The following is a 20,998-nucleotide window of genomic DNA, read 5'->3' on the forward strand; positions in this document are numbered from 1 at the left end:
GAGCCGCCCCCCCCCGCGCTTAAGGGGGCTACTTGCCCCCGCGCCGGTACCACCCCCCCCCGCCCGGAGCGGGTCAATGTCGCCCCGATAAGGTCAGCCGAACAGAACCTCGGCCTCGGAGTACTTCTCCACAGGAACAGTCTTGAGCTCCCGAGTAGCCTCGATCAGCGGAACCCGGACGATGTCCGTGCCCGCGAGGCCGACCATCTTGCCCCAGTCCCCCTCGTGCGCCGCGTCGATCGCGTGAAGCCCGAAGCGGGTCGCGAGGACCCGGTCGAACGCCGTCGGCGTTCCGCCGCGCTGGGTGTGGCCGAGCACGACCGCCCGCGCTTCCTTGCCCGTACGCTTCTCGATCTGCTCCGCGAGCCAGGTGCCGATGCCGCCGAGGCGGACGTGGCCGAACGCGTCGAGCTCGCCGCCGAGGGTGATCATGTCGCCTTCGGCCGGGACCGCGCCCTCGGAGACCACGATGATCGGCGAGTAGTTGGTCCGGAACCGGTTCTCCACGTGGTCGACGACCTTCTCCAGGTCGAACGGCCGCTCGGGGATCAGGATGACGTTGGCGCCGCCGGCGAGGCCCGAGTGCAGGGCGATCCAGCCGGCGTGGCGGCCCATGACCTCGACCACGACCGTGCGGTGGTGGGATTCGGCCGTCGTGTGGAGCCGGTCGATCGCCTCCATCGCGATGTTGACGGCGGTGTCGAAGCCGAACGTGTAGTCGGTGGCGCCGAGGTCGTTGTCGATGGTCTTCGGTACGCCGACCACCTGTACGCCGAGTTCGTGGAGCTTCGTCGCGACACCGAGGGTGTCTTCGCCGCCGATCGCGATGAGCGCGTCCACGCCCATCTCGGCGAGGTTCTTCTTGATCTGCTCGACGCCGCCCTCGATCTTGAACGGGTTGGTCCGGGACGAGCCGAGGATGGTGCCGCCTCGCGGGAGGATGCCGCGCACCTCCTGGACGCCGAGCGGCTTGGTCAGGCCCTCCAGCGGACCCTTCCAGCCGTCCTTGAACCCGACGAACTCGTGCCCGTAGGTTCCCACACCCTTGCGGACGACCGCGCGGATGACTGCATTGAGACCGGGGCAGTCGCCCCCGCCGGTGAGAACACCGATACGCATCTCGATCCCTTTCGAGGGTGCATATACCAAGCCCGTGGTGGAGCCCCAGAGCAACATGATCGGCGACGCTGCCGGCCCGGGGCGGGCCGCAATTGCGCACTGTATCGCCCCTAGCTGGGCTGTTTCCACTCGCCCCGGGCGAACTGGTGGCTACTTTCCGGTAACTTGCCGGAAACCTGTCATGGCCTGCCACCGTGCGAGGTTGTGGCGGGCGTCGACCAACGCGTCGTGCCGGGCGGCTTCGGCCGAGGGCAGCGGCGGGCGGCCGGCGTCGTCCCACAGCTGACGCAGATCCTTGGTGAAGCGCGGGATGATCCTCGGCAAAGCCTGCATGTTGCCCCAGAGCTGGGCGAGCGCGACATGATCGTAGGCGGCGTACCAGGCCCACAGTTCGAGTTCGCCGTCCGGGTCGGTCCGCAGCGGCTCGGTCAGGAACGCCAGGAGGTCGTCCCGGAGCCGTTCGCGGGACCGCCACGCCGGGTTGCCCGGCGACGGCAGCTTGTCGAGCACGTTCTTGCGTACCCAGGGAATCGCCTTGGTCGGGTCGAACTGGCTGGAGATCGCGTAGAACTCGCGGCCGTGCTCGTCCACGACACCGATCGAGACGAGGTCGATGGTGACCCCGTCCTCGATGAACTCACAGTCGTAGAAGTAGCGGTACGGCATGAGTCCCCTTACTGTTCCGGCATGACCTTCTCGATCGTTGCGCGCTCCAGCGACGGGCTGGCCCACGGTGTCGCGGTGGCCAGCAAGTTCCTGGCCGCGGGGGCGGTCGTCCCGGCCGCTCAGGCCGGGGTCGGCGCGCTCGCCACCCAGTCCTACGCGAACCTGGCCTACCGCCCGCAGGGGCTCACACTACTGGGTACGCAGGTGGCGGCGGCGGAGGTCGTGGCCGGATTGACGGCCGCCGACCCGGGCCGGGACCAACGGCAGCTGGGCGTGGTCGGCAAGTTCGGCGAGGGCGCGACCTACACCGGCTCGGGGTGTCACGAGTGGGCGGGCGGAGTCGCGGGCGACGGGTACGCCGTCCAGGGAAACATCCTCACCGGACCGGAGGTCGTCGACGCGATGCGGGACGCCTTCCTCGCGAGCGATCACGGTACGCCCGGAGACTCGGCGATGGCGCTGGCCCGGCGGCTGGTGCGTGCACTGAGCGCGGGGGACGCCGCGGGCGGCGACCGCCGGGGCCGGCAGAGCGCGGCGGTCTACGTCGTCGCCCCGGGCGCCGGTTACGGCGGCACCAGCGATGTCGCGGTCGATCTGCGGGTGGACGATCACCCCGATCCCTGTGGCGAGCTGGCCCGGCTGCTCGACCTCCACGCGCTGCTGTTCGAGAAGGCCGACCCGGACTCGCTGCTGGACCTGTCCGGCGAGCTGGCCGAGGAGGTACGCGCGCTGCTGGCCGATCGCGGCCACACCGATGCCGACCTCGACGTCGCGCTGGCGGACTGGGCCGGGATCGAGAACCTGGAGGAGCGCATGATCCCGGGCCGGATCGATCCGCTGGTCCTGGCGCATCTGCGCGAGAAGGCGTAACGCGAAGTCCTAACTCCACCCGGCGAGCGCACGGCGAGCATCGGCCAGCCCTTTGCGGTTGCCGTCGTCGTCCGCGCCGGTGACGTCGCCGGCCCCGATCCGGGCAGCGAACCAGTCGGCCTGCACGGCCCAGCGGAAGCGCAGCAGCACCGGCAGCGCCGACTCCAGCTCAGCAGCCGTCACCGGACCGGCGGCGGCGTACGCGTCCAGGAAGCCGGCGGCGCGATCGGGGCCGCCGGCGTACATGACGGCGCTGGCGACGTCGTAGACGAAGGGCCCGCCGCACGCCGATCCCCAGTCGATGACGCCGATCCGGCCCGTCGCCTGATCGAGGAGGAACGCCTCGAAGAACGGGTCGCCGTGCAGGGCGCCGACGGTCAGCCGATCGGTGACCTGCAACCGGGCCAACGCGTGGACGGCGTCGGCGACGGCCGGGCGCAGCCAGGGCTCCAGGCTCAGGTGCGGGGCGTCCTCGCGTACCCAGTGCCACGGGGTCAGTCCGGGCAGGGCGACGTCGACGAGTATCCGGTGGACGGAGCCGAGGCGGTCGCCCCACCACTGCTGGTCGACCGGGTCCGCGCCGTCGAGCGGCCGGCCGTCGACGTGTTCGAGCAGGGCCAGCGCCCCGTCCGGCACCGGTACGCACAACGACCCGTCCGCCGCGCGTACCGGCCGGCCGGCGTCCACTCCGGCCGCACAGAGGCGTTCGGCGAGCATCAGCCCGGCCTCGAAAGAGGTACGCGCCCCGGGTGGGACCAGTTTGGCCACGTATCGGCGGGAACCCGATCGCACCGACCAGGTGGCTGAGGTCATCCCTCCGGCCAACCGAGTGCACCCGTCCGGCGGAAGATGCCATGCCGCGCGCAAGGCAGCGCGCACCGTATCGTCAGCGGCCATGGGGGATTCCTCGGCCGTCGCGCTTCGTGCGGGCGTTGTCGCACCGCGTGCGTACGCGCATGGGCCGGATTATGGCACTCTCACCGCAGATCCATCGGCGACGATAACCCGGGAGTGGCATGCATGACCGCCACCTGGGGGTGTACAACACCCGGTCGGCAGACGATGATCTGGGAGGGCGGTCGCACCGGATCGGTGTGGCCCGAGGGGAAAGACCGGCAATGCTGAAGCCGGCGGGGAGGGGTGGCGCCGTGGAGATGCGGCTTCCAGAGCCGGCTGATGCGCTCACCGGCGTGGAGATGTTCGCGGGTCTGGAACCGGAGGCGCGGCAGCGGCTCATCGCAGCCGCCGTGCCGCGTACGTACCGTCGCGGCCAACTGTTGTTCGTGGAGAACGACCCGGGTGAGTCGCTGATCGTCCTCAAGCGGGGCAGTGTGGCCGTGTTCCGCACCGCGCCGACCGGGGAACGCGCGGTGCTCTCGGTCATGCGGCCGCCGGACGTCTTCGGCGAGGTGTCGCTTCTGGACGGTTCGGCCCGCTCGGCCTCGGCCGAGGCGCTGGAGGACTGTTCCGCCTTGGCGCTGAGCCGGGGCGCCTTCATGGAACTGGTCCACACGCATCCGCGCATCCTCGACGCGGTGATGCGGTCGCTGGGTGGGCTGATCCGGCGGCTGACCGACCAGAACGCCGACTACGTCTTCCTCGACCTGCCGGGTCGGGTGGCCAAGACGCTGGTCCGGCTGGCCGGGGAGAGCCAGGCGCCGATGATCACCATCGAGCTGAACCAGAGCCAGCTGGCCGAGATGGCCGGTGGTTCCCGGCAGAGCGTCAACCAGGCGATCGGCTCGTTCGCCAGCCGCGGCTGGCTGCGTACGGAGGGCCGGCGGATCGTGGTGACCGACCTGGCGTCGCTGCGTCGCCGGGCCGGCATGGCCGACCGCTGACCGCCGCCGGCATCGCCGGCGGGAAACAAGGGCGATAGAACACAACGAAGGCCCGGTGGCGGTTGCCACCGGGCCTTCGTCACGACTCACTCGTCGGTGGAGGTCTCCTCGGCCGCGCCGGGACCCGACCACTCCTCGACCTCGGTCTCCTCGGCGGCACCGGGACCCGACCACTCCTGCGCGGCCTCCTCGGTCTCCTCGCCGGGACCAGACCACTCTTCGGGCTCGTTACTCATCGCTTGGACCACTCCTCTCTGTTCAAGTTCCGCGAGGGTGATCACATCGATGTCCACGACGTCACCGGCGTGATGATCAACCCCGAACGGATCGGTCCACTCCGCCGCAAGTCGCACCAGCACCGGCCGCCTCCCTCGCGCCTTGGCCCATCAGGCTGGCAGAACTGTATCCATCGCGCCGAACTTTGGCGGCGTGGAGTCGGTTTCCCTACAGCATGGCTTTGTACTGCCTGGGCTTTCGCCGATACTGGACACCCCAAGCTTGGAGAAGACGATTTCTGTCACGTGCCCGACCTGCTCGCGTGCGGCCGGCCCGGAGGACAAGTTCTGCGGCGGCTGTGGCGCGAGCCTGGCCGTCTTCTGTCTCCAGTGTGGACGTCAAGCGGCTCCGCTGGCGGCGTTCTGCACCGGCTGTGGCGCGCGCCTCGGTGTCTCCCTGCCCGCCGCTCCGCGCGAGGACCGGCGGATGGTCACCGTGCTGTTCGTCGACATGGTGGACTTCACGCCGTTCGCCGAGCAGCTCGATCCCGAGCAGGTCAGGGGCACTCAGCACGAGTACTTCAGCGTGGTCCGCCGGGTGGTCCGGCAGCACGGCGGCGTCCTGGAGAAGTACATCGGCGACGCGGTCATGGCCATCTTCGGCGCCCCGGTCGCGACCGAGAACGACGCCCTGCGCGCGGTCCGGGCCGGGCTGGAGGTCCAGCGGGCGCTGACCCAGCAGGCCGGGCCGGTGGCCGACCTGTCCTTCCGGGTCGGCGTCGCCACCGGTCAAGCGCTGGTCGACGTCACCGCCGCGCGCGACGGCGGCCAGGCCATCGTCGCGGGCGACGTCGTCAACACGGCCGCCCGGCTCCAGGCGGCCTGCCCGCCCACCGGCGTCCTCGTCGACGAGCTGACCTACGACGCCACCCAGAACGAGATCGAATACGCCGCCCAGCCGCCCGCGATCCTCAAGGGCAAGCGCTCCCCCAGCCACATCTGGCTGGCGACCGGGGCCGGGCGGCTGCGGGTCGGCGAGCGGGACGAGTCGACGCCGATGGTCGACCGCGACCACGAGCGCGGCATGCTGACCACCGCGCTGCACCGGATGATCGCCGACCGGGCGCCGCAGCTCGTCACCATCTTCGGGGTGGCCGGCATCGGCAAGAGCCGCCTGCTGCGGGAACTGTCCCGGTACGCGGCCCGGCTGCCCGGCCAGGACATCCGCTGGCTGGTCGGCCACTGTCCGCCCTTCGGCGAGAACGTCACCTACGCGGCGCTCGCCGAGATCGTCAAGGCCGAGCTGGGCGTACTGGACACCGACGACGACGCCACGGCGCGGGAACGCCTGTCGGCCGCCCTGCTCCGGCTCGGCGGCGAGGGCGAGGCCGACCGCCTCGCCGACGCCATGGGCCCGCTGCTCGGCCTCGCCGGGTCGCGCCTGCCCCAGTCCGAGACCGAGTCGGCCTGGCGTCGTTTCCTCCAGCTCCTGGCCGCCTCCGGCCCGACCGTGCTGGTCTTCGAGGACATGCACTGGGCGGACGAGGCGATGCTCCGCTTCGTCGAGATGCTCTGTGGCGCGGGCAAAGGCCTGCCGCTCATGGTCATCGCGACGGCCCGGCCCGAGCTTCGCGAACGGCACCCCAGTTGGACCAGCGCCATCACCGGCGCCGCGTCCATCTCCCTCGGTCCGATGCGCGACATGGACATCTCCACCATGTACGCCCAGATGTTCGGTCACGCCACCTTCCCCAGCGCCAGCCTCGATCCCCTGGTCGAGCTGGCCGGCGGCAATCCGTTGTACGCGCACGAGTATGTCCGGATGCTGGTGGACCGAGGCGAGCTGCGCCCGGTCGGGCCGACCTGGATGCTGGAGAGCGACACCGCCACCCGGATGCCGCAGACCGTGCAGGCCGTCATCGCCAACCGCCTCGACCTGCTGGAGCCGACCGATCGCGTGGTCCTCCAGGCGGCGGCGGTCGTCGGGACGCAGTTCTGGCCGGGCGCCATCGCGGCCGCGTCGGGGCTGCCGACCGAGCCGGTGATCCGGGCCCTGCACCGGCTGGAGCAACGGGACCTGGTCGTCGAGGCCGCCAGTTCCACAATGGCCGATGAGCCGGAGTACGCCTTCCGCCACGTCCTGGTCCGGGACGTCTGCTACCAGCGGCTGCCCCGGTCGGAACGGGTGCAGTGCCATCAGCGTACGGCGGACTGGCTGGAGCGGACGACCGACGGGCGGCTGCACGACGTCGCCGAGGTCCTGGCCAACCATCGCTGGGCGGCTCACGAGATCACCCGTACGCTCGGCCAGGATCCGGCGCCGTTCGCCCGGCCCGCTCGGGAGGCGCTGCAACTCGCCGCGCGCCGTGCGTACAACTTGCACGCTTTGGAAACCGCGCAGACCCTCCTGGCCCGCGCCCTCGGCATGAAGCTCGACCCGGACGCGGGGCTGGAGCTGCTCGCGGCCGAGATCGACTTCTACCGGGACGGTGACGCGTTCCTGAACGACGGCGGCGTCGTGCGGTTGATCCTGCTGACCGAGCAGCTCGCGGCGGCGGGCGACGTGGCCGGGGCCGCGCGGGGCTGCACCCTGCTGGGACAGGCCGCCTGGTCCCGCGCGGACCGCGCCGAGACGCTGCACTGGCTGGGCCGCGCGGTCGGCTATTTCGAAGGCCTGCCGGACAGCCCGCAGATGATGGAGGCCCTGCTGGAGCTGGCGCGGGCCCGGATGCTGGACTTCGAGTTCGAGCCGGCGATCGCCGCCGCGCGGGGGGCCGCCGACACCGCCCGCAGCCTGCATCTCGCCGAGGCGGAAGCCAGTGCGCGCATCACGATCGAGGTCGCGCGGTACATGGCCGGCGAGCCCGACGCCCTCGACGAGCTGCACAAGGCGACCGAGGACTGCCGGCGCGCGCAGCTGAGCAGCTGGCGGCGCGCGGCGAGCAACCTGGCCTGGGTGTATCTGGAGGAAGGCGACGTCTCGGCCAACCTGCGGCTGCTCAGCGAGGTGCGGGCGAGCGTACGCGGTGGCGGGCACGCGCTGTCGCCCAGCTACAACGAGCAGGCCCAGAACGCTTACATGGCCGGCGATTGGACCGACGCGATCGGGGCGACCGCCGTCGTGATGCGCCGCCCGACCGAGGAATGGGACCTCCACGCCATCGCGATCGGCGCCTGGATGCGCGTCCTGCGCGGGGAACCGGTGGAGATCGACGGCGAGGACCCGATCGAGACCGTCCTGATCGGGGCACGGCGCTCGGGGTTCCACCGCGTACTGCGCTCGGCGCTCGCGCACGCCGCCCTGTGCCGGGTCCTGCAGAACCGGACGGAGGAGGCGCAGGCGCTCCTCGACGAACTGGAGCAGGACTGGTCGCAGACCGAGATGATGACGTTCTGCGAATGGTCCGCCGGGGCGGCGCACGCGGCCGCCTTGCTCGGCCCGGCCGGGGCACGCCAGGCTCGGGCCATGTTCGAACGGTCCACTCGGCGTACGCCGTGGATCGAGGCGGCGTTGTCGACCATGGCCGGCGCGCTCGCCGAGGATCCGGCCGAGGCCGGCGGGCATCACCTGGCCGCGGCCGAGATCTACGCCAAGATCGGTACGCCCAGCGACGAGGTACTGGCCCTGTCGGCGGCGTTGCGCGTCCTGCCCGTCACCGATGCTCGCCATGCCGGCGTCGAGCAGCAGGTACGCGCATTCGCCGAGCGCAACGGCGCGCCCAGGTTGCTGCCGTGACGGGCCATCTTGCCGTCACAGCGGCCCGGCTAGCCGACGACCGGCTCGCCGACGGCCGGCTAGACGATGGCCGGCCGGATCGGGGCGGCGACCGGCTGCGACTTCACCTTGGCGGCGTAGAGATCGACGTATTCGCGGCCGGAGAGTTCCATCAGCTCGTACATGATCTCGTCGGTGACGGCCCGCTCGACGAACCGCTCCCCCGCCATGCCCTCGTACCGGCTGAAGTCCAACGGCGCGCCGAACCGGATCTTGACCCGCATGACCTTGGGCAGCACCTTGCCGGGCGGCTGGACCTCGTCGGCGTTGAGCATCGCCACCGGGATCACCGGAGCGCCGCTCTCCAGGGCGAGCCGGGCCACGCCGGTCTTGCCGCGGTAGAGCCGGCCGTCGGGCGAGCGGGTGCCCTCTGGATAGATTCCGGCGATCTCCCCCGACCTCAGTACGCGCAACTGCGTGTCGAGGGCGGCCTGGGCGGCACGCCCACCGGAGCGGTCGACCGGGATGGTGCCGGTGCCCACGAAGAACATCTTCTTGAGCCGGCCCTTGATCCCCTTCTCCGTGAAGTACTCCGCTTTGGCCACGAAGGTCACCTTCCGCGGCACGACCAGCGGCATGAAGATGGAGTCCGAGAAGGACAGATGGTTGCTGGCCAGAATCGCGGGGCCCTGCCTGGGCACGTTGTCGAGCCCCTCGACCTGCGGCCGGAAGATCAGCCGCAACACGGGGCCGAGGATGACGTACTTGAGCAGCCAGTAGAACACGTGGTCCTCTCCGTGACGTCGGCGTGCCTCAGTGATCCTCCCGCCGGGGAGCCCCTCGGGGCGAGCCGCCAGGAGTGCAGTCAGAGCCTATGCAGCGGATGCGGCACGCCACAACGCACTGCACAATCTCGCTCCCCCCGTGTCACACTGAAATGTCCCCGCGTCCACCGCCCCGTCTTCCCGCGGCCGGTCCGGCGCGACCATGTTCGACCTGAGGGAGGGCCTGATGTCTGTGGTCGGCGACCCTGACGGGCGCTCCTCGGATCAGGTGGATGCCGCTTTTGCGCAGATTGTCGCAAGTTACGACGCCGCGCCCGCCGAAGTGACCTGGCCGGAGAGTGAAGACCTCACTCCCGCCAAACCGGCCGAGCCGGCCCCGGCCGCTCCGCCCGCGCCGGCCGGACCCACCGGACCGCTGTTCCCGGCCAACGGGCCGATCCTGAACCAGCCCGAGCCCTCCCTGCTCGACGGGCTCGACACGTTCGGCGCCGACCTCCCGGACGACGGAGAACCCTTCGTTCCGCCACCGCCGCCCCCACTGCCGCGCATCTCCGCGCAGGCGATCATCGGGGTCATCGCGATCATCGGCGGAGTGGTGCTGTTCTTCAAACCCGGCCTCCTGCCGCTCGGCGACCAGTCCGGGATGGTGCTCGGCCTGCTCGGCATCATCGGCGGGGCGGCACTGCTGATCATGCGGCTCCGGCCGGGCGGCCCCGACGAACCCGACCTCCCCGACGACGGCGCCGTCGTCTGACGCTCGGCGCTCGCTTCGCTCCGCCCGCTCGCGCGGGGCGCTGCGCCCCCGCTCCCCGCTCCGCTGCACGCCCGCTCGCGCGGGGTGCTGCACGCCCGCCCGCTCGCCGCTCCGCTGCGCGCCCGCCCGCTCGCCGCTCCGCTGCGCGCCCGCCCGCGCAGGGCGCTGCGTTGATCATGGACTTTTCACCCTCGACACGCCGTCGAAAGCACAGTTAACTCCATGATCAACGCGAAAGGGGAGGGGGCGGGGGCGGAGGGCGAAAGGGAGGGAGGGGGCGAGGGGGGAGGGAGGGTAGCTAGTGGGATTTTTCGAGCCAGTCGAGGGTGGCGTCGATCGGTTCGCGCCAGCGGGCGTCCAGCATCAGGTCGTGGCCCATGCCCGGGAACAGCAGCGGCGCGCCCCCGTACGCCCGGGCGGCGTCCTTCAAAGCCGAAGGTGAGACGATCTTGTCGTCGGGGCTGCCCACGACCAGCACGGGCGGGTCGCCGACGGCGCGTTCCGGGGTGACGCCGCGCAGCAGTTGCCATTGCGCGCGCGTACTGGCGCGGCCGAGGCGCTTGGCGTACGCGCGGGCGGCGGCGACGGGGAGTTCCCGGCTGAACAGCTGACCGGCGGGCAGTCGCAGTCCCCCGCCGAACAGGGCGGGCAGCACCAGCCCGGGGTTGCGCAGCGCGGTCGAGACACCGCCCAGCACCGGCGAGAGCAGGACCGCCGCTCGGGCGGGATACCGGGCCAGCGCGTGCGTGACGACGAGCGCCCCGGCGCCGTGCCCAGCGAGGACCGCCTTGCGCGGCAGACTGGCCGCGACCTGCACGACGTCGTGGGCGTACGCCCGGAGGTCGGCCTTCGGGGCCGCTTCGCTCGCCCCGTGCCCACGCGGGCTCACGGCGTACGCCGGGAAGCCGCGTGACGCCGTGTGCTCCAGCCAGTGCTCCGCGTACGCCCAGGCGCCGTGGCCGAATCCGGGCACGAACAGCACCGGCGGCCGGCCCTCGTCGAGTTCCGGGGTGGCGCTGAGCACCTCCCGGCGTACCGGGGCGACCGGGTGGGCCCACTCCTTGAGCCGCAGCACCGAGACGGTCATCGCGATCCTTCCAGGGTGTCGATGGCCCGCTGCAGCTCGCGCAGGTAGAGACCGTGGCTGACCTCGAACCAGTGCCGGGTCGAGTCGGTGGTACGCCCCTCGTGCCAGGTGCCGGCGGCTTCCTTCTCCACCCGGCGGCCGAATTCGGCGGCGCGCTGTGGAGCGTTCTGCCGGGCGCGCAGGTAGCGGGCGAACACGACGGACTGCCAGTGGGCGAGCGGGAACACCCCGGCGTCCGGCTGCACCAGTCCGGCGACCGCGAGGGTCGGGTGACGGCGCGGGAAGGTGTGCAGGTAGAGCGTGGGTTTGCCGCGCTGGTCGATGCCGAGCAGCTCCGGCTCCAGGAAGTCGAACCGGGGCAGGTAGCCGGTGGCGAGCACGACCAGGTCGGGTTCGATCTGACGGCCGTCCGTCAGCTCGACGGAGTTCCGGTGGAACCGGGCGATCTCGGGCACCGGCGCGATGCCGCCGTGACCGACGTAGTAGAGCAGCTGGCTGTTGACGACCGGGTGGCTCTGGTAGACCTTGTGATCCGGCTTGGGCAGCCCGAACCGGGTCATGTCGCCGACCGCCAGCTTCAGCGTCCGGTGGGCGAACCACTGGCGCAGCCGCATCGGCGCGCGCAACGCCAGCAGCTGATCGTTGACCTGGTCGGTCGGGCGGCCGAGGACGTACTTCGGGGCGTACCAGTAGCCGCGGCGGGTGGAGTGCCAGCAGCGGGCCGCCTGCTGCGCCGCCTCCACCGCGATGTCGCAGCCGGTGTTGCCGCCGCCCACCACGAGCACCCGGCGGCCCCGCAGTTGCGCCGAGTCCTTGTACGCGCTCGCGTGCAGCACGTTGCCCCGGTAGTCCTCGATCCCCTCGTAGGTGGGCATCTTCGGCGACCAGTTGTGCCCGTTGGCCACGATCACCCCGGCGTACCGGTGGATGCGTTCGGCGCCACCGTATTTGCTGGTGCTGCGGGTGGTGACGTCCCACTTGCCGTTGTCGGCCGGCTCCACCTTCACGACCTCGGTGCCGAACCAGATGTGCGGCCGCAGCTCGAAGTGGTCGGCGTAACGCTCCAGATAGGACAGCACCAGCGCGTGGTGCGGATAGTCGGGCCAGTCGTCCGGCATCGGGAAGTCGGGGAACTGGGTGAGCGGCTTCGACGAGATCAGGTGCGTGCTCGCGTACATCGGGCTGCGGTCGTGCCGCCAGTTCCACGCGCCGCCGACCCCGGTCTCCCGTTCGTAGCAGTCGACGCCGAACCCGGCTTCCTTCAGGTTCTTGATCGCGGTCAGCCCGCTCGGCCCCGCCCCGACGACGCAGACAGTCTCCCCGCGGTCGTAGACCGGCCAGCCGTCCCGCCACAGCGTGGTCCCGGTGTGATCGCCGCCGAAGTCCTGGTCCACGCTCACCGGTTCGCTCCCTCTCGCCGCGCGGGCAGGGGTGAGGGCAGGACGCTCGCGCCCCGCCGCGGTTTGCGCGACGCGAGGCATTTTCGCGGGCGAGCGCCCTGTTTGTCCACCCCTACCGGCGCGCCGGAGGCGCTGTTGGCATGCCTCGTTTGAGCAGTGTGTTCTCGGCCGCCGTCCAGGCCGTCGTGGTCAGCAGGGCCAGCACGGCCGCCAGCGGCAGCCAGATCGCGCTGATCAGCACGGTGAACGGCAGGATGCGGGGCAAAGCCGCGAGCACTCCGGTGGGTGGCGGGTCCGTCAGCGCCAGCAGCCGCGCGGACCGCCGCGACATCAGCCACGCGACCGCCGCCAGCGCCGCGAAAAGTCCCCCGAAAATCAATATGGGTACGCCGAGAGCACCGAGTTCGCCGACGAACCGAGTGCTCAGGGGCGCCCCGAACATGGTGTCCGAGAGCAGCGCGTTCGGCCGGCCGCCGATCTTCGAACTGTTGTAGAGATGGAACAAGACGAGGAAGAAGGGCGCCTGGGCCAGCAGCGGCAGGAAACCGGCGAACGGCGAGATCCCCTCAGCACGGTGCAGTTCGAGGGTCTTCTCCATCAACGTGGCCGGGTCGTCGGCGTACTTCTTGCGCAGTGGTGCGAGCTTCGGCGCGAGCGCTGCCTTCGCGCGCTCTACGCGTACCGCTGAGCGAGTGAGCGGATGCAACGCGAGGCGGAGGAGGGCCGTGGCCAGGATGATCGCGGCGGCCGTGCCACCCACCGGGGTGAGCAGGGCCGCGAGCTGGACGAGCAGAGTCTGCGCAGCCTGAGCCGCGCTGTCGAGCGGATGCATGAGTGAGCCCCTTGACGGGAGAGAGAAGCCTGACGGTGGACGCGGAAGCGGGCGTCAGGCGGACGGGGCTCGAGGACGGGCGCGACCGGGCGCGTCGGGGTCGGTCAGGCGCAGCGGGGTCTCCCGCCGTTCCCAGTGCCGCAAGGTCTGGCGGGCACGCACGGGAACGGGCACGGACCGGCGGGCGAGCTGGACGGCGACGACCGTGACGACGGCGGCCGCGGCCAGCCCGCCGACGATCGCGCCGAACGCGCTGGGCCCGGCGAGTCCGGCAGTGGCCACGGTGAAGCCCAGCAGGGCGAAGACCCACCGGTACGCGGCCACGACGGACATGCGCGCAACGGTAGCGCGCCGGGGCAACCCCGGTGTGCTCACCGGACTGTCCAGCGTGTCGCCCAGCGGGACTCAGCGCGGGGCTCAGCGGGACTCAAGCGGCCTGCTCAGCGGGGCTCAGCGGGGCTCAGCGGCCTGCTCAGCGGTCGGCGAACCAGCTGGAGTACTCGCGGAGCGCGCTCTCGACGACGGCGAGCATCTGCTGGCGCTCGGGGACCGGCCGGTCGAAGTGGTTGTCGGGGGCGTACCAGGGCATCGCCTGAACCCCGAGGCCGAGCTGGAGGTAGAGCGCCCGCAGCCAGTTCAGCGAGTTGATCCAGGCACACGCCTCCGGATCGAGGTCCACCCGCAGACGCTGTCGGCCGAGCATGTGCAGCGGGGCTATGACCTCGGCGAGATCCGTCGCCGACAGATCGCCCCGATGCAGGAGCGCCATCGTCGCGTACGCCAGCCGGTCGTCCTCGGAGGCGAGCAGCGCCCAGCCGTCGGTCGTCCGCAGCCGGATCACCACGCTGCCGAGGAGCGCCCGAGCCTGGGCGGTGCCGAGGAGGCGGCTGCGGGCCAGCGAGGCGATCGCGTCCGCCCCATGGGCCAGCGCGTGCGCCCAGCCCCGCTGGGCGTCGACCGCGCCGCGCAGATCGCCCTCCAGCTCCCACCACATCGTGAAGCCGCCGATCCAGCGACTCAGGTCGTTCGGGCCGAGCAGGCGCACCGCGTTGTCGCGTTCCACCACGAGTCCGAGCACCACGGCGGAGAAGCTGCGCCCGAAGACGGAGTCGGTGCCGACCTCGCCGATGCCGCGCAACAGCCCGGCCGCCATCCGGTCGCCCAGCCCGCCCAGGTCGTGGTCGCAGAGACCGAGCTGGATCCACTCGCCGAGGATCTCGAAGGCCAGGTCGTCCCGCAGGCGGGAGTCGGCGTACGTGAGCATGTGTTCCAGCTCGGCGATCAGCTCGTCGACCGGATGGCCGGCGGGCGGCCGGAAGCCATCGTCCTTGATCCGCTGCCATAGCGTCGCGTCGGCCATGAGGCAGCACATTAGATGATCAACCGGCCCTTGGCTATCGGACGCCGTCGGGCTTGCCACCGGCCTTGGTTTATCGAGCGCCGCCGATCCCGATCATGGCGGCCAGGCCCAGCGCGCTTCGCGGCGAGTACGCCGTCCGCCACAGCCCGCCGTGCGCGGCGGCGTACGCCTCCTCCTGCCAGACGTGCTCCTGCGGCGGCAGCGGATTGTGCAGGTCGTACGCCAGCAGCGCCGCCATCAGGGTGTTCGCGGTCGCGGGTTCGAAGACCTCGACGCCGAAGACGTGCGCCCCGGCGTACGCCGCCGCCAGTGCGCGGTTCTTCACCACGGATCGCGTACGCGTCGGCGGGGCGACGGTGAAGCTGACCGTGGTCCCCGCCGACCGGGCGACGGCGGCCCGCCACCGTTGCAGGCGCTTGGCCAATGCGTAGTTCGGCCCCTGCTGAGCGACGAGGCTGTCGCAGATCCCGGGATCGGCCCCCGGGGCGTAGTTGCGCCGAAGCAGGCGGCCTGCCGACAACAGCCGCACCGGCTGCCGCAGCGTCTTGAGCAGCGACGACCGCTGATAGTTCCGTTCCGCCTGCGCGACCGCTTCGCCCGGCGCCGCGAACACGTCGGTCGGCGTCGCCAGGAAGGCCAGCGCCACGTCGTCCCGCTCGTCGAGCAGGTACGCCGTCAGCGCGTCGACGGCCACCGACACGCGTACGTTCGTCGCTCCGTCGGCGTAAACGTAGTTGCCGAGCACGAGGTCGCCCTCCTGCCCCACCAGCCACCGAGCCACGGCGGGCAAGTCGTGCAGCAGATCGGCGCCGGTGGTCCCGTCCGGTCCCACCGGCGTGTACAGGCGGCCGGCGTACCGGTCGGCGGTGGCGGCCAAGCGCTCCCAGATGGCCGGGCGCGGCAGATCCACCGCGACGACGTCGGCGCCCCAGCGCAGCAGCGAATGCACCGGGCCCATCTCGGCACCCGCCCCGAGCACGGCGATCCGCCGGCCGTCGAAGGCGAGCCAATCCGGATTCGCCAACACCGCACGCACCGCCTCGGCGCAGGACGGCTCGACGACGCCCGCCTCGACCCACTTGTCGAGCTGCCGCCGCAGATCGTCCCCGGCGAGCCGATCGCCCCGATACGGCAGCGTCAGCTCCTTCTCCCGCTCGCCCGTGCCACTCTGGACGGCCGTGGTCAACTCCGTCCCCGGTGTCTCGAAGACCGCCCGGAGTCCGATCTCCTCGCCGCCCGCCGTGATCACCCGCATGCGGTCGTGCAGTTCCCGCAACCCGTCGTACGCACTCCGCCGGGCCGCCTCCCCCGACGTCAACCCGGCCTCGATCTGCCGCCGGAAATGGGCGATGTAGTGCGACCGCCAGACGGTCTCCTGCTCGGCCGCCCGCGCGCCGACCGGATCGACCTCTCGCAACGCGGCCGCCACAACCGCCCGGCCGAGCGCGGACGTGCTGCGGTTGCCCGCGTCGTCGCTGACCGGAAACACCACACCACTCGTCACGGGGGCACCCTATCGGCTTGCCCAGGGTTGGCAGCGGATCATTGCCCAGCGTTGGCAGCGGATCAGGGATACGCAGGCCTCAACCGCCCAAGATCGCATGCATATCCGTGATCTGCCGCAAAAAGGCGGCAGCGGCGCACGGCGCGTGGGCGGGATGGTGGTAGTCGGGCCTTGACAGCGGCGCAGGTCAGAGGTAGTTTTTTAAGTGAAGCCCGACATTTCTGGAAAGTCAGAAAAGCCGGGCTTCCCGCTTGTCCGGGTCAGCGAGCGTCACAGGACGAGGTCGGCGACGAGCGGAAAGTGGTCGGAGGCCCGCAGCGTCAGCGCTCCCCGCTCCACCCGGTAGGACTTGACGCCGATCGACGGGCTGACCGCGACGGTGTCGATCCGCCGGTTCGGGGCCGCGCAGGAGAACGTGTCGCCGCCGTCCACCCCGACGTCCACCAGATCTTGATGGGCCAGGTCCCAACTGGGCGAGCCCGGCACGTCGTTGAGGTCGGCCCCCAGGATGACCGGCCCGTCGACCGTGGCGATCGCGTCGCGCAGCAGCGCCGCCTGCGACGGCCGCTCTTCGTCGTCAGTGGACAGATGCGAGCCGGCGAGGGTGAAGCTCACCCCGCCCACCTCGCAGCGCGCGAACGCCGCCCCGCGCATGTGCCGCCCCGGTTTCAGCGGGAACCGGATCTCCCACGAGTCACGGCGGCGTACGCGGAGGCTGGTGAGGATGACGTTGCCGAGCGCGGGCTGGCCGCCCGCCACCATCACCAGCCCGAACGAACTCGCCAGCGCCGCGGCCTTCGTGCGCCAGCGAAAGCGCCGCGGTCCCTCCTGCATGATCAGGACATCCGGCTCCAGCCCGCGCACGACGGCGGCCAGCGCGTCCCGATCGTCCCGGGACGAATGGATGTTGTACGCGACCACGCGCAGATCGACGGCCATCCCGGGAGCGTAAGACCTACTAGCTTCGCGCCAAATCGGCCGCGCCGACGATTCCCGCCAGGTTGCCCATCCTCGCCGGGCGTACCTCGGCGATCGGTGACTTGGCCCGCTGCGCCAGCTGCTCCTGATAGGACATCAGGGTCGGCTTCATGAGCAGGTCGCCGGCCTCGACGACGCCGCCGCCGATCACGATCACCTGCGGGTCGAGGATCTGGACCATGTCGGCCATCGCCACCCCGAGCCAGGCTCCGACCTGCCGGAAGGCGTCGATGGCGAGCGCGTCGCCGGCCAGGGCGGCCTCGGTCACCATCGGGCCGTTGATCGCGCCGACGTCGCCCGCGGCCTTGTCCAGCAGGGCGGCGCCGGCCGCGGTGTCGTCCTTGACGCCGGTCTGGGCGTACCGGACCAGGGCGCTGCCGGAGGCGTACTGCTCGATGCAGCCGTGGCGGCCGCAGCCGCACGGGTGGCCGTCCGGCACCGCCTGCACGTGGCCGAGTTCGGCGGCGATGCCGTGCGCGCCGCGGATCAGCCGGCCGCCCAGGACGATGCCGCCGCCGATGCCGGTGCCGATGGTGAACAGCACCATCGAGTCGGTGGCGTCCTCGGCCGCGCCGTAGCGGAACTCGGCCCAGGCCGCCACGTTGGCGTCGTTCTCGACGATGACGGGGAGCCCGGTGCCCGCGCTCACCGCTTCGCGCAGCGGCTCGTCGCGCCAGGCGAGGTTCGGGGCGAACAGCACGGTCGAGCGGTCCGCGTCGATCCAGCCGGCGGCGCCGATGCCGACCGCCTCGATCTGGCGGTCCTCGGCCAGTTCCCGGACGACCTCGACGATCACGTCCCGCGTACGCGCCACGTCGTCGGCGGGTGTGGGACGGCGAGTCGTCGCGAGCACCTTGCCGGTCTCGTCGACGACGCCGCCGAGCACCTTGGTCCCGCCGATGTCCACGCCGATGGTCAGTCCCACGCCAAACCCCTCATTTCCCGAATACGCGCGTTCACCTTATCCGTTGTCGTCGGGACGCGGCCTGGGCATGGCCTTCTTGGCGGCCTTCTTGGGGGCGGCCTTCTTCGGCGGGACTTTTTCCTGGTCATCGGGCGACTTGCCGGATGTCTTCCGGGGCGCGACCGCCTTCTTCGCGATCGCCTTCTTCGCCACTTTCTTCGGTGTTGTCCGGCTCGCCGGGGCGTCCGGCTCCGGAGACGGCGTGGTCGACGAGGCAGCGGGCTCCTCGGCGGTCGCCGAGCGCCACGGGTCGGCCTCGGTCTGCTCCCGGGGCGCCGACAGGTTGCGTAGCAGGCTGGCCAGGCCGACGGCGAGGTCGCCCGCGCCGGTGGCCAGCCGCTCGACGAACTGCGGATCGGGGTCGCGGACCGCCTCGATCAGCTTGCAGAAGGGGCAGACGCAGCAGGCGGCGCTGCCGGTGGCCAGCTCAGGGTGGCTGCCGGCGGCCAGGGAGGCGACGGCCAGTGCCGCCGCGACCAGCCGCTCGGCCTCCTGACGGGCGGTCGAGGGCTCGGTGAACACCGGTTCACCCCCGGCTCTCGACGCGCTTCTTCAGGCCGCCGAGCGCGGCGTCCATGATCGCCTTCTCCGCCTTGCGCTTGAACATGCCCAGCACCGGCATCGTGAGGTCGACCTCCAAGGTGTAGGTCACGGTCGTCGTGCCGTCCTCGTTGTCGACGAGGTCGTACGCGCCGTTCTGCACCTTCAGCATCTTGGAGGGCTGGACCAGCCGCCATTCGATCCGGGTCAGGTCTTCGGCGTACTCGTAGAGCACGGTGTACTCGTCGGAGACCACGCCCGCGTCGAGCGCGAAGGTCACCTCGGCGGCGTACCCGTCCTCGTACTCGGTGAGCACCTCGACTCGCTTCATCGCCGGGATCCACTCCGGGTACGCCGGAAAGTCGCAGATCACCTCGGCGATCCGGCCGGGTGTGGCGTCGATCACGATCGACTGCATGGAAGAGTCGGCCATGATGAGCAGGCTACCGCCCGGCCGGATTTCCCGTGGAGCAGGTAGCTTCGATACACGGAGTCGTGGCGTTCCGCGGCTCGCATCCGCAGCACCAAGGAGGGCGCCGTGCGGGAGATGGCGGTACCGGCGGTCGTGACCATCGGCGACGGCGACAGCCTCACCGACCCCGTCTGGACCAACGCCGACCGGCATCCGGAGGCCGTGCAGTTCCTCCTCGACGACCGTCAGGTGACCTGCGCCCAGTTCCGGGACGAGGTCGTGGCGCTGGCCCGGGGGCTGATCGCGGCCGGCGTCGGCCCCGGCGACCGGGTCGGCCTGATGAGCCGGACCCGTTACGAGTGGACGCGCACCGACTACGCGATCTGGGCCGTCGGCGGGGTCACCGTCCCCATCTACGAGACCTCCAGCCCGGAACAGGTCCGCTGGATCCTCGCCGACTCCGGCGCGGTGGCCTGCGTCACCGAGTCCGCCGCGCACAGCGAGACCGTCCGGGAGGCCGCCCCGCTGCTGACCGAGGTCTGGCAGATCGACGCGGGCGCGCTCACCGAGGTGGCCGCTCGCGGGTCGGCGGTCGAGCCGGGCGCGGTCGACGAGCGCCGGGCGGGCATCCGCGCCGACGACACCGCGACCATCATCTACACCAGCGGCACCACCGGCCGGCCCAAGGGCTGCGTCCTGAGCCACCGGAACATGCTCGCCGACATCGGCAACGCCGTGCCCGAGCTGAGCGTCCTGTTCCACGAGGGTTCGACGACCCTGCTGTTCCTGCCGCTGGCCCACGCGTTCGCCCGGCTGCTGCAGATCGGCGCGGTCGCGGCCCGGGTGCAGACGGCGTTCGCACCCGACGTGAAGAACCTCGTCGCCGACCTGGCCCGCGTACGCCCGACCTTCGTCCTGGCGGTGCCCCGGGTCTTCGAGAAGGTCTACAACAGCGCCCGGCAGAAGGCGCACGGCGACGGCAAGGGCCGGATCTTCGACGCCGCCGAGGCCACCGCGATCGCGTACTCCCAGGCGATGGAGACCGGCGGTCCCGGCCTCGGGCTGAAGCTCAAGCACGCGCTCTTCGACCGGCTCGTCTACGGCAAGCTCCGGGCCGCGCTGGGTGGCCGGTGCACCGCCGCGATCTCCGGCGGAGCCCCGCTCGGCGAACGGCTGGGCCACTTCTACCGCGGCATCGGCCTGCTGGTGCTGGAAGGTTACGGGCTGACCGAGACCTCGCCCGCGATCACCTTCAACCGGGAGGGCGCGCAGAAGGTCGGCACCGTCGGCCGCCCGCTGCCCGGCGTGACCGTTCGGATCGCCGAGGACGGCGAGATCCTGGCCAAGGGCGACATCATCTTCCGCGAGTACTTCAACAACCCGGCCGCCACCGCTGAAGCCATTACTGACGGCTGGTTCCACACCGGCGATCTCGGCGAGCTGGACGACGAGGGCTATCTGCGGATCACCGGGCGCAAGAAGGAGATCCTCGTGACGGCGGGCGGCAAGAACGTCGCCCCGGCCGTGCTGGAGGATCGCGTACGCGCGCATCCGTTGGTCAGCCAGTGCATGGTCGTCGGCGACCAGAAGCCCTTCATCGCGGCGCTCGTGACACTGGACGAGGAGTCGTTGCCCGACTGGCTCGCCGGGCAGGGCCGGGCGGGGGCGACCCTGGACGACCTGCGGGACGACCCGGCGGTCCGGGCCGCGATACAGTCTGCTGTGGACGAGGCGAACAAGGCGGTCTCCAAGGCCGAGGCGATCCGCGTCTTCCGCATCCTGCCCCGTGACTTCACCGAGGCCACCGGCGAGCTGACCCCGTCCATGAAGGTCAAGCGCGCGGTCGTGATGAAGGAGTACGCCGACGAGATCGACGCCATTTACCTCCGCTGAGCGGAGCCGTTCCGAGTCGACGGCGCTCGGCGCGGCACAGCAGCCCGGCGGCCGGACGGCCGG

General features: G+C 71.2%; 20 protein-coding genes. 5 read left to right on the top strand and 15 right to left on the bottom strand.

Annotation, left to right across the window (positions count from 1 at the left end; all coding sequences use genetic code 11):
* Positions 1-93: 93 nt before the first annotated feature.
* Positions 94-1,119: a 6-phosphofructokinase gene (locus AB0M47_RS31825; protein WP_253761535.1), complete on the bottom strand. Its 1,026-nt coding sequence runs from the start codon at positions 1,117-1,119 to the stop codon at positions 94-96.
* Between the two features lie 150 nt (positions 1,120-1,269).
* Positions 1,270-1,785, bottom strand: coding sequence for a polyadenylate-specific 3'-exoribonuclease AS (locus AB0M47_RS31830; RefSeq protein WP_253761534.1), 516 nt, complete (start codon positions 1,783-1,785; stop codon positions 1,270-1,272).
* A gap of 21 nt (positions 1,786-1,806) precedes the next feature.
* On the opposite strand from AB0M47_RS31830, the gene AB0M47_RS31835 reads away from it, so the two are divergent.
* Positions 1,807-2,655 (top strand): DUF1028 domain-containing protein, encoded by an 849-nt coding sequence (locus tag AB0M47_RS31835; protein ID WP_253761533.1) that lies wholly within the window; start codon positions 1,807-1,809, stop codon positions 2,653-2,655.
* Positions 2,656-2,664: 9 nt separating this feature from the next.
* On the opposite strand, the gene AB0M47_RS31840 is transcribed toward AB0M47_RS31835, so the two are convergent.
* On the bottom strand, positions 2,665-3,552 hold the full coding sequence (locus AB0M47_RS31840; RefSeq protein WP_363420585.1) for a phosphotransferase: 888 nt from the start codon (positions 3,550-3,552) through the stop codon (positions 2,665-2,667).
* A 251-nt stretch (positions 3,553-3,803) separates the two neighbouring features.
* Between AB0M47_RS31840 and AB0M47_RS31845 the strand changes: the two genes are divergently transcribed.
* Positions 3,804-4,496 (top strand): Crp/Fnr family transcriptional regulator, encoded by a 693-nt coding sequence (locus AB0M47_RS31845; protein ID WP_253761531.1) that lies wholly within the window; start codon positions 3,804-3,806, stop codon positions 4,494-4,496.
* An 86-nt stretch (positions 4,497-4,582) separates the two neighbouring features.
* Here the strand turns inward: AB0M47_RS31845 and AB0M47_RS31850 are convergent, their stop codons facing one another.
* Positions 4,583-4,732 (bottom strand): hypothetical protein, encoded by a 150-nt coding sequence (locus tag AB0M47_RS31850; protein WP_363420588.1) that lies wholly within the window; start codon positions 4,730-4,732, stop codon positions 4,583-4,585.
* A gap of 262 nt (positions 4,733-4,994) precedes the next feature.
* Between AB0M47_RS31850 and AB0M47_RS31855 the strand changes: the two genes are divergently transcribed.
* A complete protein-coding gene (locus AB0M47_RS31855) occupies positions 4,995-8,447 on the top strand; it encodes an adenylate/guanylate cyclase domain-containing protein (protein ID WP_363420592.1) in 3,453 nt (1,150 codons plus the stop codon).
* Positions 8,448-8,506: 59 nt separating this feature from the next.
* Here the strand turns inward: AB0M47_RS31855 and AB0M47_RS31860 are convergent, their stop codons facing one another.
* On the bottom strand, positions 8,507-9,211 hold the full coding sequence (locus AB0M47_RS31860) for a lysophospholipid acyltransferase family protein (protein ID WP_363420594.1): 705 nt from the start codon (positions 9,209-9,211) through the stop codon (positions 8,507-8,509).
* A 226-nt stretch (positions 9,212-9,437) separates the two neighbouring features.
* Here AB0M47_RS31860 and AB0M47_RS31865 point away from each other — a divergent pair, with 226 nt between their 5' ends.
* On the top strand, positions 9,438-9,965 hold the full coding sequence (locus AB0M47_RS31865; protein ID WP_363420597.1) for a hypothetical protein: 528 nt from the start codon (positions 9,438-9,440) through the stop codon (positions 9,963-9,965).
* A gap of 298 nt (positions 9,966-10,263) precedes the next feature.
* On the opposite strand, the gene AB0M47_RS31870 is transcribed toward AB0M47_RS31865, so the two are convergent.
* The 10 genes from AB0M47_RS31870 to AB0M47_RS31915 all read right to left on the bottom strand — a co-directional run bounded on the left by AB0M47_RS31870 (position 10,264) and on the right by AB0M47_RS31915 (position 19,063).
* A complete protein-coding gene (locus tag AB0M47_RS31870) occupies positions 10,264-11,058 on the bottom strand; it encodes an alpha/beta fold hydrolase (RefSeq protein WP_253763883.1) in 795 nt (264 codons plus the stop codon).
* Positions 11,049-12,446: an NAD(P)-binding domain-containing protein gene (locus AB0M47_RS31875; RefSeq protein ID WP_253763882.1), complete on the bottom strand. Its 1,398-nt coding sequence runs from the start codon at positions 12,444-12,446 to the stop codon at positions 11,049-11,051. Before AB0M47_RS31875 ends, AB0M47_RS31870 begins: the two co-directional genes overlap by 10 nt.
* 118 nt (positions 12,447-12,564) lie before the next feature.
* Entirely contained in the window at positions 12,565-13,284 is a 720-nt protein-coding gene (gene yidC / locus AB0M47_RS31880) for a membrane protein insertase YidC (protein WP_363420600.1), read from the bottom strand.
* A gap of 54 nt (positions 13,285-13,338) precedes the next feature.
* Positions 13,339-13,617 (bottom strand): DUF6412 domain-containing protein, encoded by a 279-nt coding sequence (locus AB0M47_RS31885; protein WP_253761525.1) that lies wholly within the window; start codon positions 13,615-13,617, stop codon positions 13,339-13,341.
* Positions 13,618-13,756: 139 nt separating this feature from the next.
* Positions 13,757-14,644 (bottom strand): DUF2785 domain-containing protein, encoded by an 888-nt coding sequence (locus tag AB0M47_RS31890; protein WP_363420604.1) that lies wholly within the window; start codon positions 14,642-14,644, stop codon positions 13,757-13,759.
* A gap of 70 nt (positions 14,645-14,714) precedes the next feature.
* A complete protein-coding gene (locus AB0M47_RS31895; RefSeq protein ID WP_363420607.1) occupies positions 14,715-16,148 on the bottom strand; it encodes a hypothetical protein in 1,434 nt (477 codons plus the stop codon).
* 270 nt (positions 16,149-16,418) lie between these two features.
* Positions 16,419-17,087, bottom strand: a complete 669-nt coding sequence (locus AB0M47_RS31900; protein ID WP_363420609.1) for an endonuclease/exonuclease/phosphatase family protein — start codon at positions 17,085-17,087, stop codon at positions 16,419-16,421.
* A gap of 19 nt (positions 17,088-17,106) precedes the next feature.
* Positions 17,107-18,051: an ROK family glucokinase gene (locus AB0M47_RS31905; RefSeq protein ID WP_363420612.1), complete on the bottom strand. Its 945-nt coding sequence runs from the start codon at positions 18,049-18,051 to the stop codon at positions 17,107-17,109.
* 36 nt (positions 18,052-18,087) lie between these two features.
* A complete protein-coding gene (locus tag AB0M47_RS31910; RefSeq protein WP_363420615.1) occupies positions 18,088-18,612 on the bottom strand; it encodes a hypothetical protein in 525 nt (174 codons plus the stop codon).
* A 4-nt stretch (positions 18,613-18,616) separates the two neighbouring features.
* Positions 18,617-19,063, bottom strand: coding sequence for an SRPBCC family protein (locus tag AB0M47_RS31915; RefSeq protein ID WP_253761519.1), 447 nt, complete (start codon positions 19,061-19,063; stop codon positions 18,617-18,619).
* A 105-nt stretch (positions 19,064-19,168) separates the two neighbouring features.
* On the opposite strand from AB0M47_RS31915, the gene AB0M47_RS31920 reads away from it, so the two are divergent.
* Positions 19,169-20,935 carry an AMP-dependent synthetase/ligase gene (locus tag AB0M47_RS31920; RefSeq protein ID WP_363420617.1) on the top strand — a complete coding sequence of 589 codons (1,767 nt, stop codon included), beginning with the start codon at positions 19,169-19,171 and terminating at the stop codon, positions 20,933-20,935.
* The last annotated feature ends 63 nt before the right edge of the window (positions 20,936-20,998 follow it).

It is taken from the genome of Hamadaea sp. NPDC051192, assembly GCF_040682475.1.
GTDB lineage: Bacteria > Actinomycetota > Actinomycetes > Mycobacteriales > Micromonosporaceae > Hamadaea > Hamadaea flava.

What these genes read in the sequence shown, in the direction of transcription:
- AB0M47_RS31890 (WP_363420604.1), bottom strand. Translation starts at nt 14,644, where the DNA reads ATGGCCGACGCGACGCTATGGCAGCGGATCAAGGACGATGGCTTCCGG.
- yidC (WP_363420600.1), bottom strand. Translation starts at nt 13,284, where the DNA reads ATGCATCCGCTCGACAGCGCGGCTCAGGCTGCGCAGACTCTGCTCGTC.
- AB0M47_RS31825 (WP_253761535.1), bottom strand. Translation starts at nt 1,119, where the DNA reads ATGCGTATCGGTGTTCTCACCGGCGGGGGCGACTGCCCCGGTCTCAAT.
- AB0M47_RS31830 (WP_253761534.1), bottom strand. Translation starts at nt 1,785, where the DNA reads ATGCCGTACCGCTACTTCTACGACTGTGAGTTCATCGAGGACGGGGTC.
- AB0M47_RS31885 (WP_253761525.1), bottom strand. Translation starts at nt 13,617, where the DNA reads ATGTCCGTCGTGGCCGCGTACCGGTGGGTCTTCGCCCTGCTGGGCTTC.
- AB0M47_RS31850 (WP_363420588.1), bottom strand. Translation starts at nt 4,732, where the DNA reads ATGAGTAACGAGCCCGAAGAGTGGTCTGGTCCCGGCGAGGAGACCGAG.
- AB0M47_RS31840 (WP_363420585.1), bottom strand. Translation starts at nt 3,552, where the DNA reads ATGGCCGCTGACGATACGGTGCGCGCTGCCTTGCGCGCGGCATGGCAT.
- AB0M47_RS31835 (WP_253761533.1), top strand. Translation starts at nt 1,807, where the DNA reads ATGACCTTCTCGATCGTTGCGCGCTCCAGCGACGGGCTGGCCCACGGT.
- AB0M47_RS31900 (WP_363420609.1), bottom strand. Translation starts at nt 17,087, where the DNA reads ATGGCCGTCGATCTGCGCGTGGTCGCGTACAACATCCATTCGTCCCGG.
- AB0M47_RS31865 (WP_363420597.1), top strand. Translation starts at nt 9,438, where the DNA reads ATGTCTGTGGTCGGCGACCCTGACGGGCGCTCCTCGGATCAGGTGGAT.
- AB0M47_RS31915 (WP_253761519.1), bottom strand. Translation starts at nt 19,063, where the DNA reads ATGGCCGACTCTTCCATGCAGTCGATCGTGATCGACGCCACACCCGGC.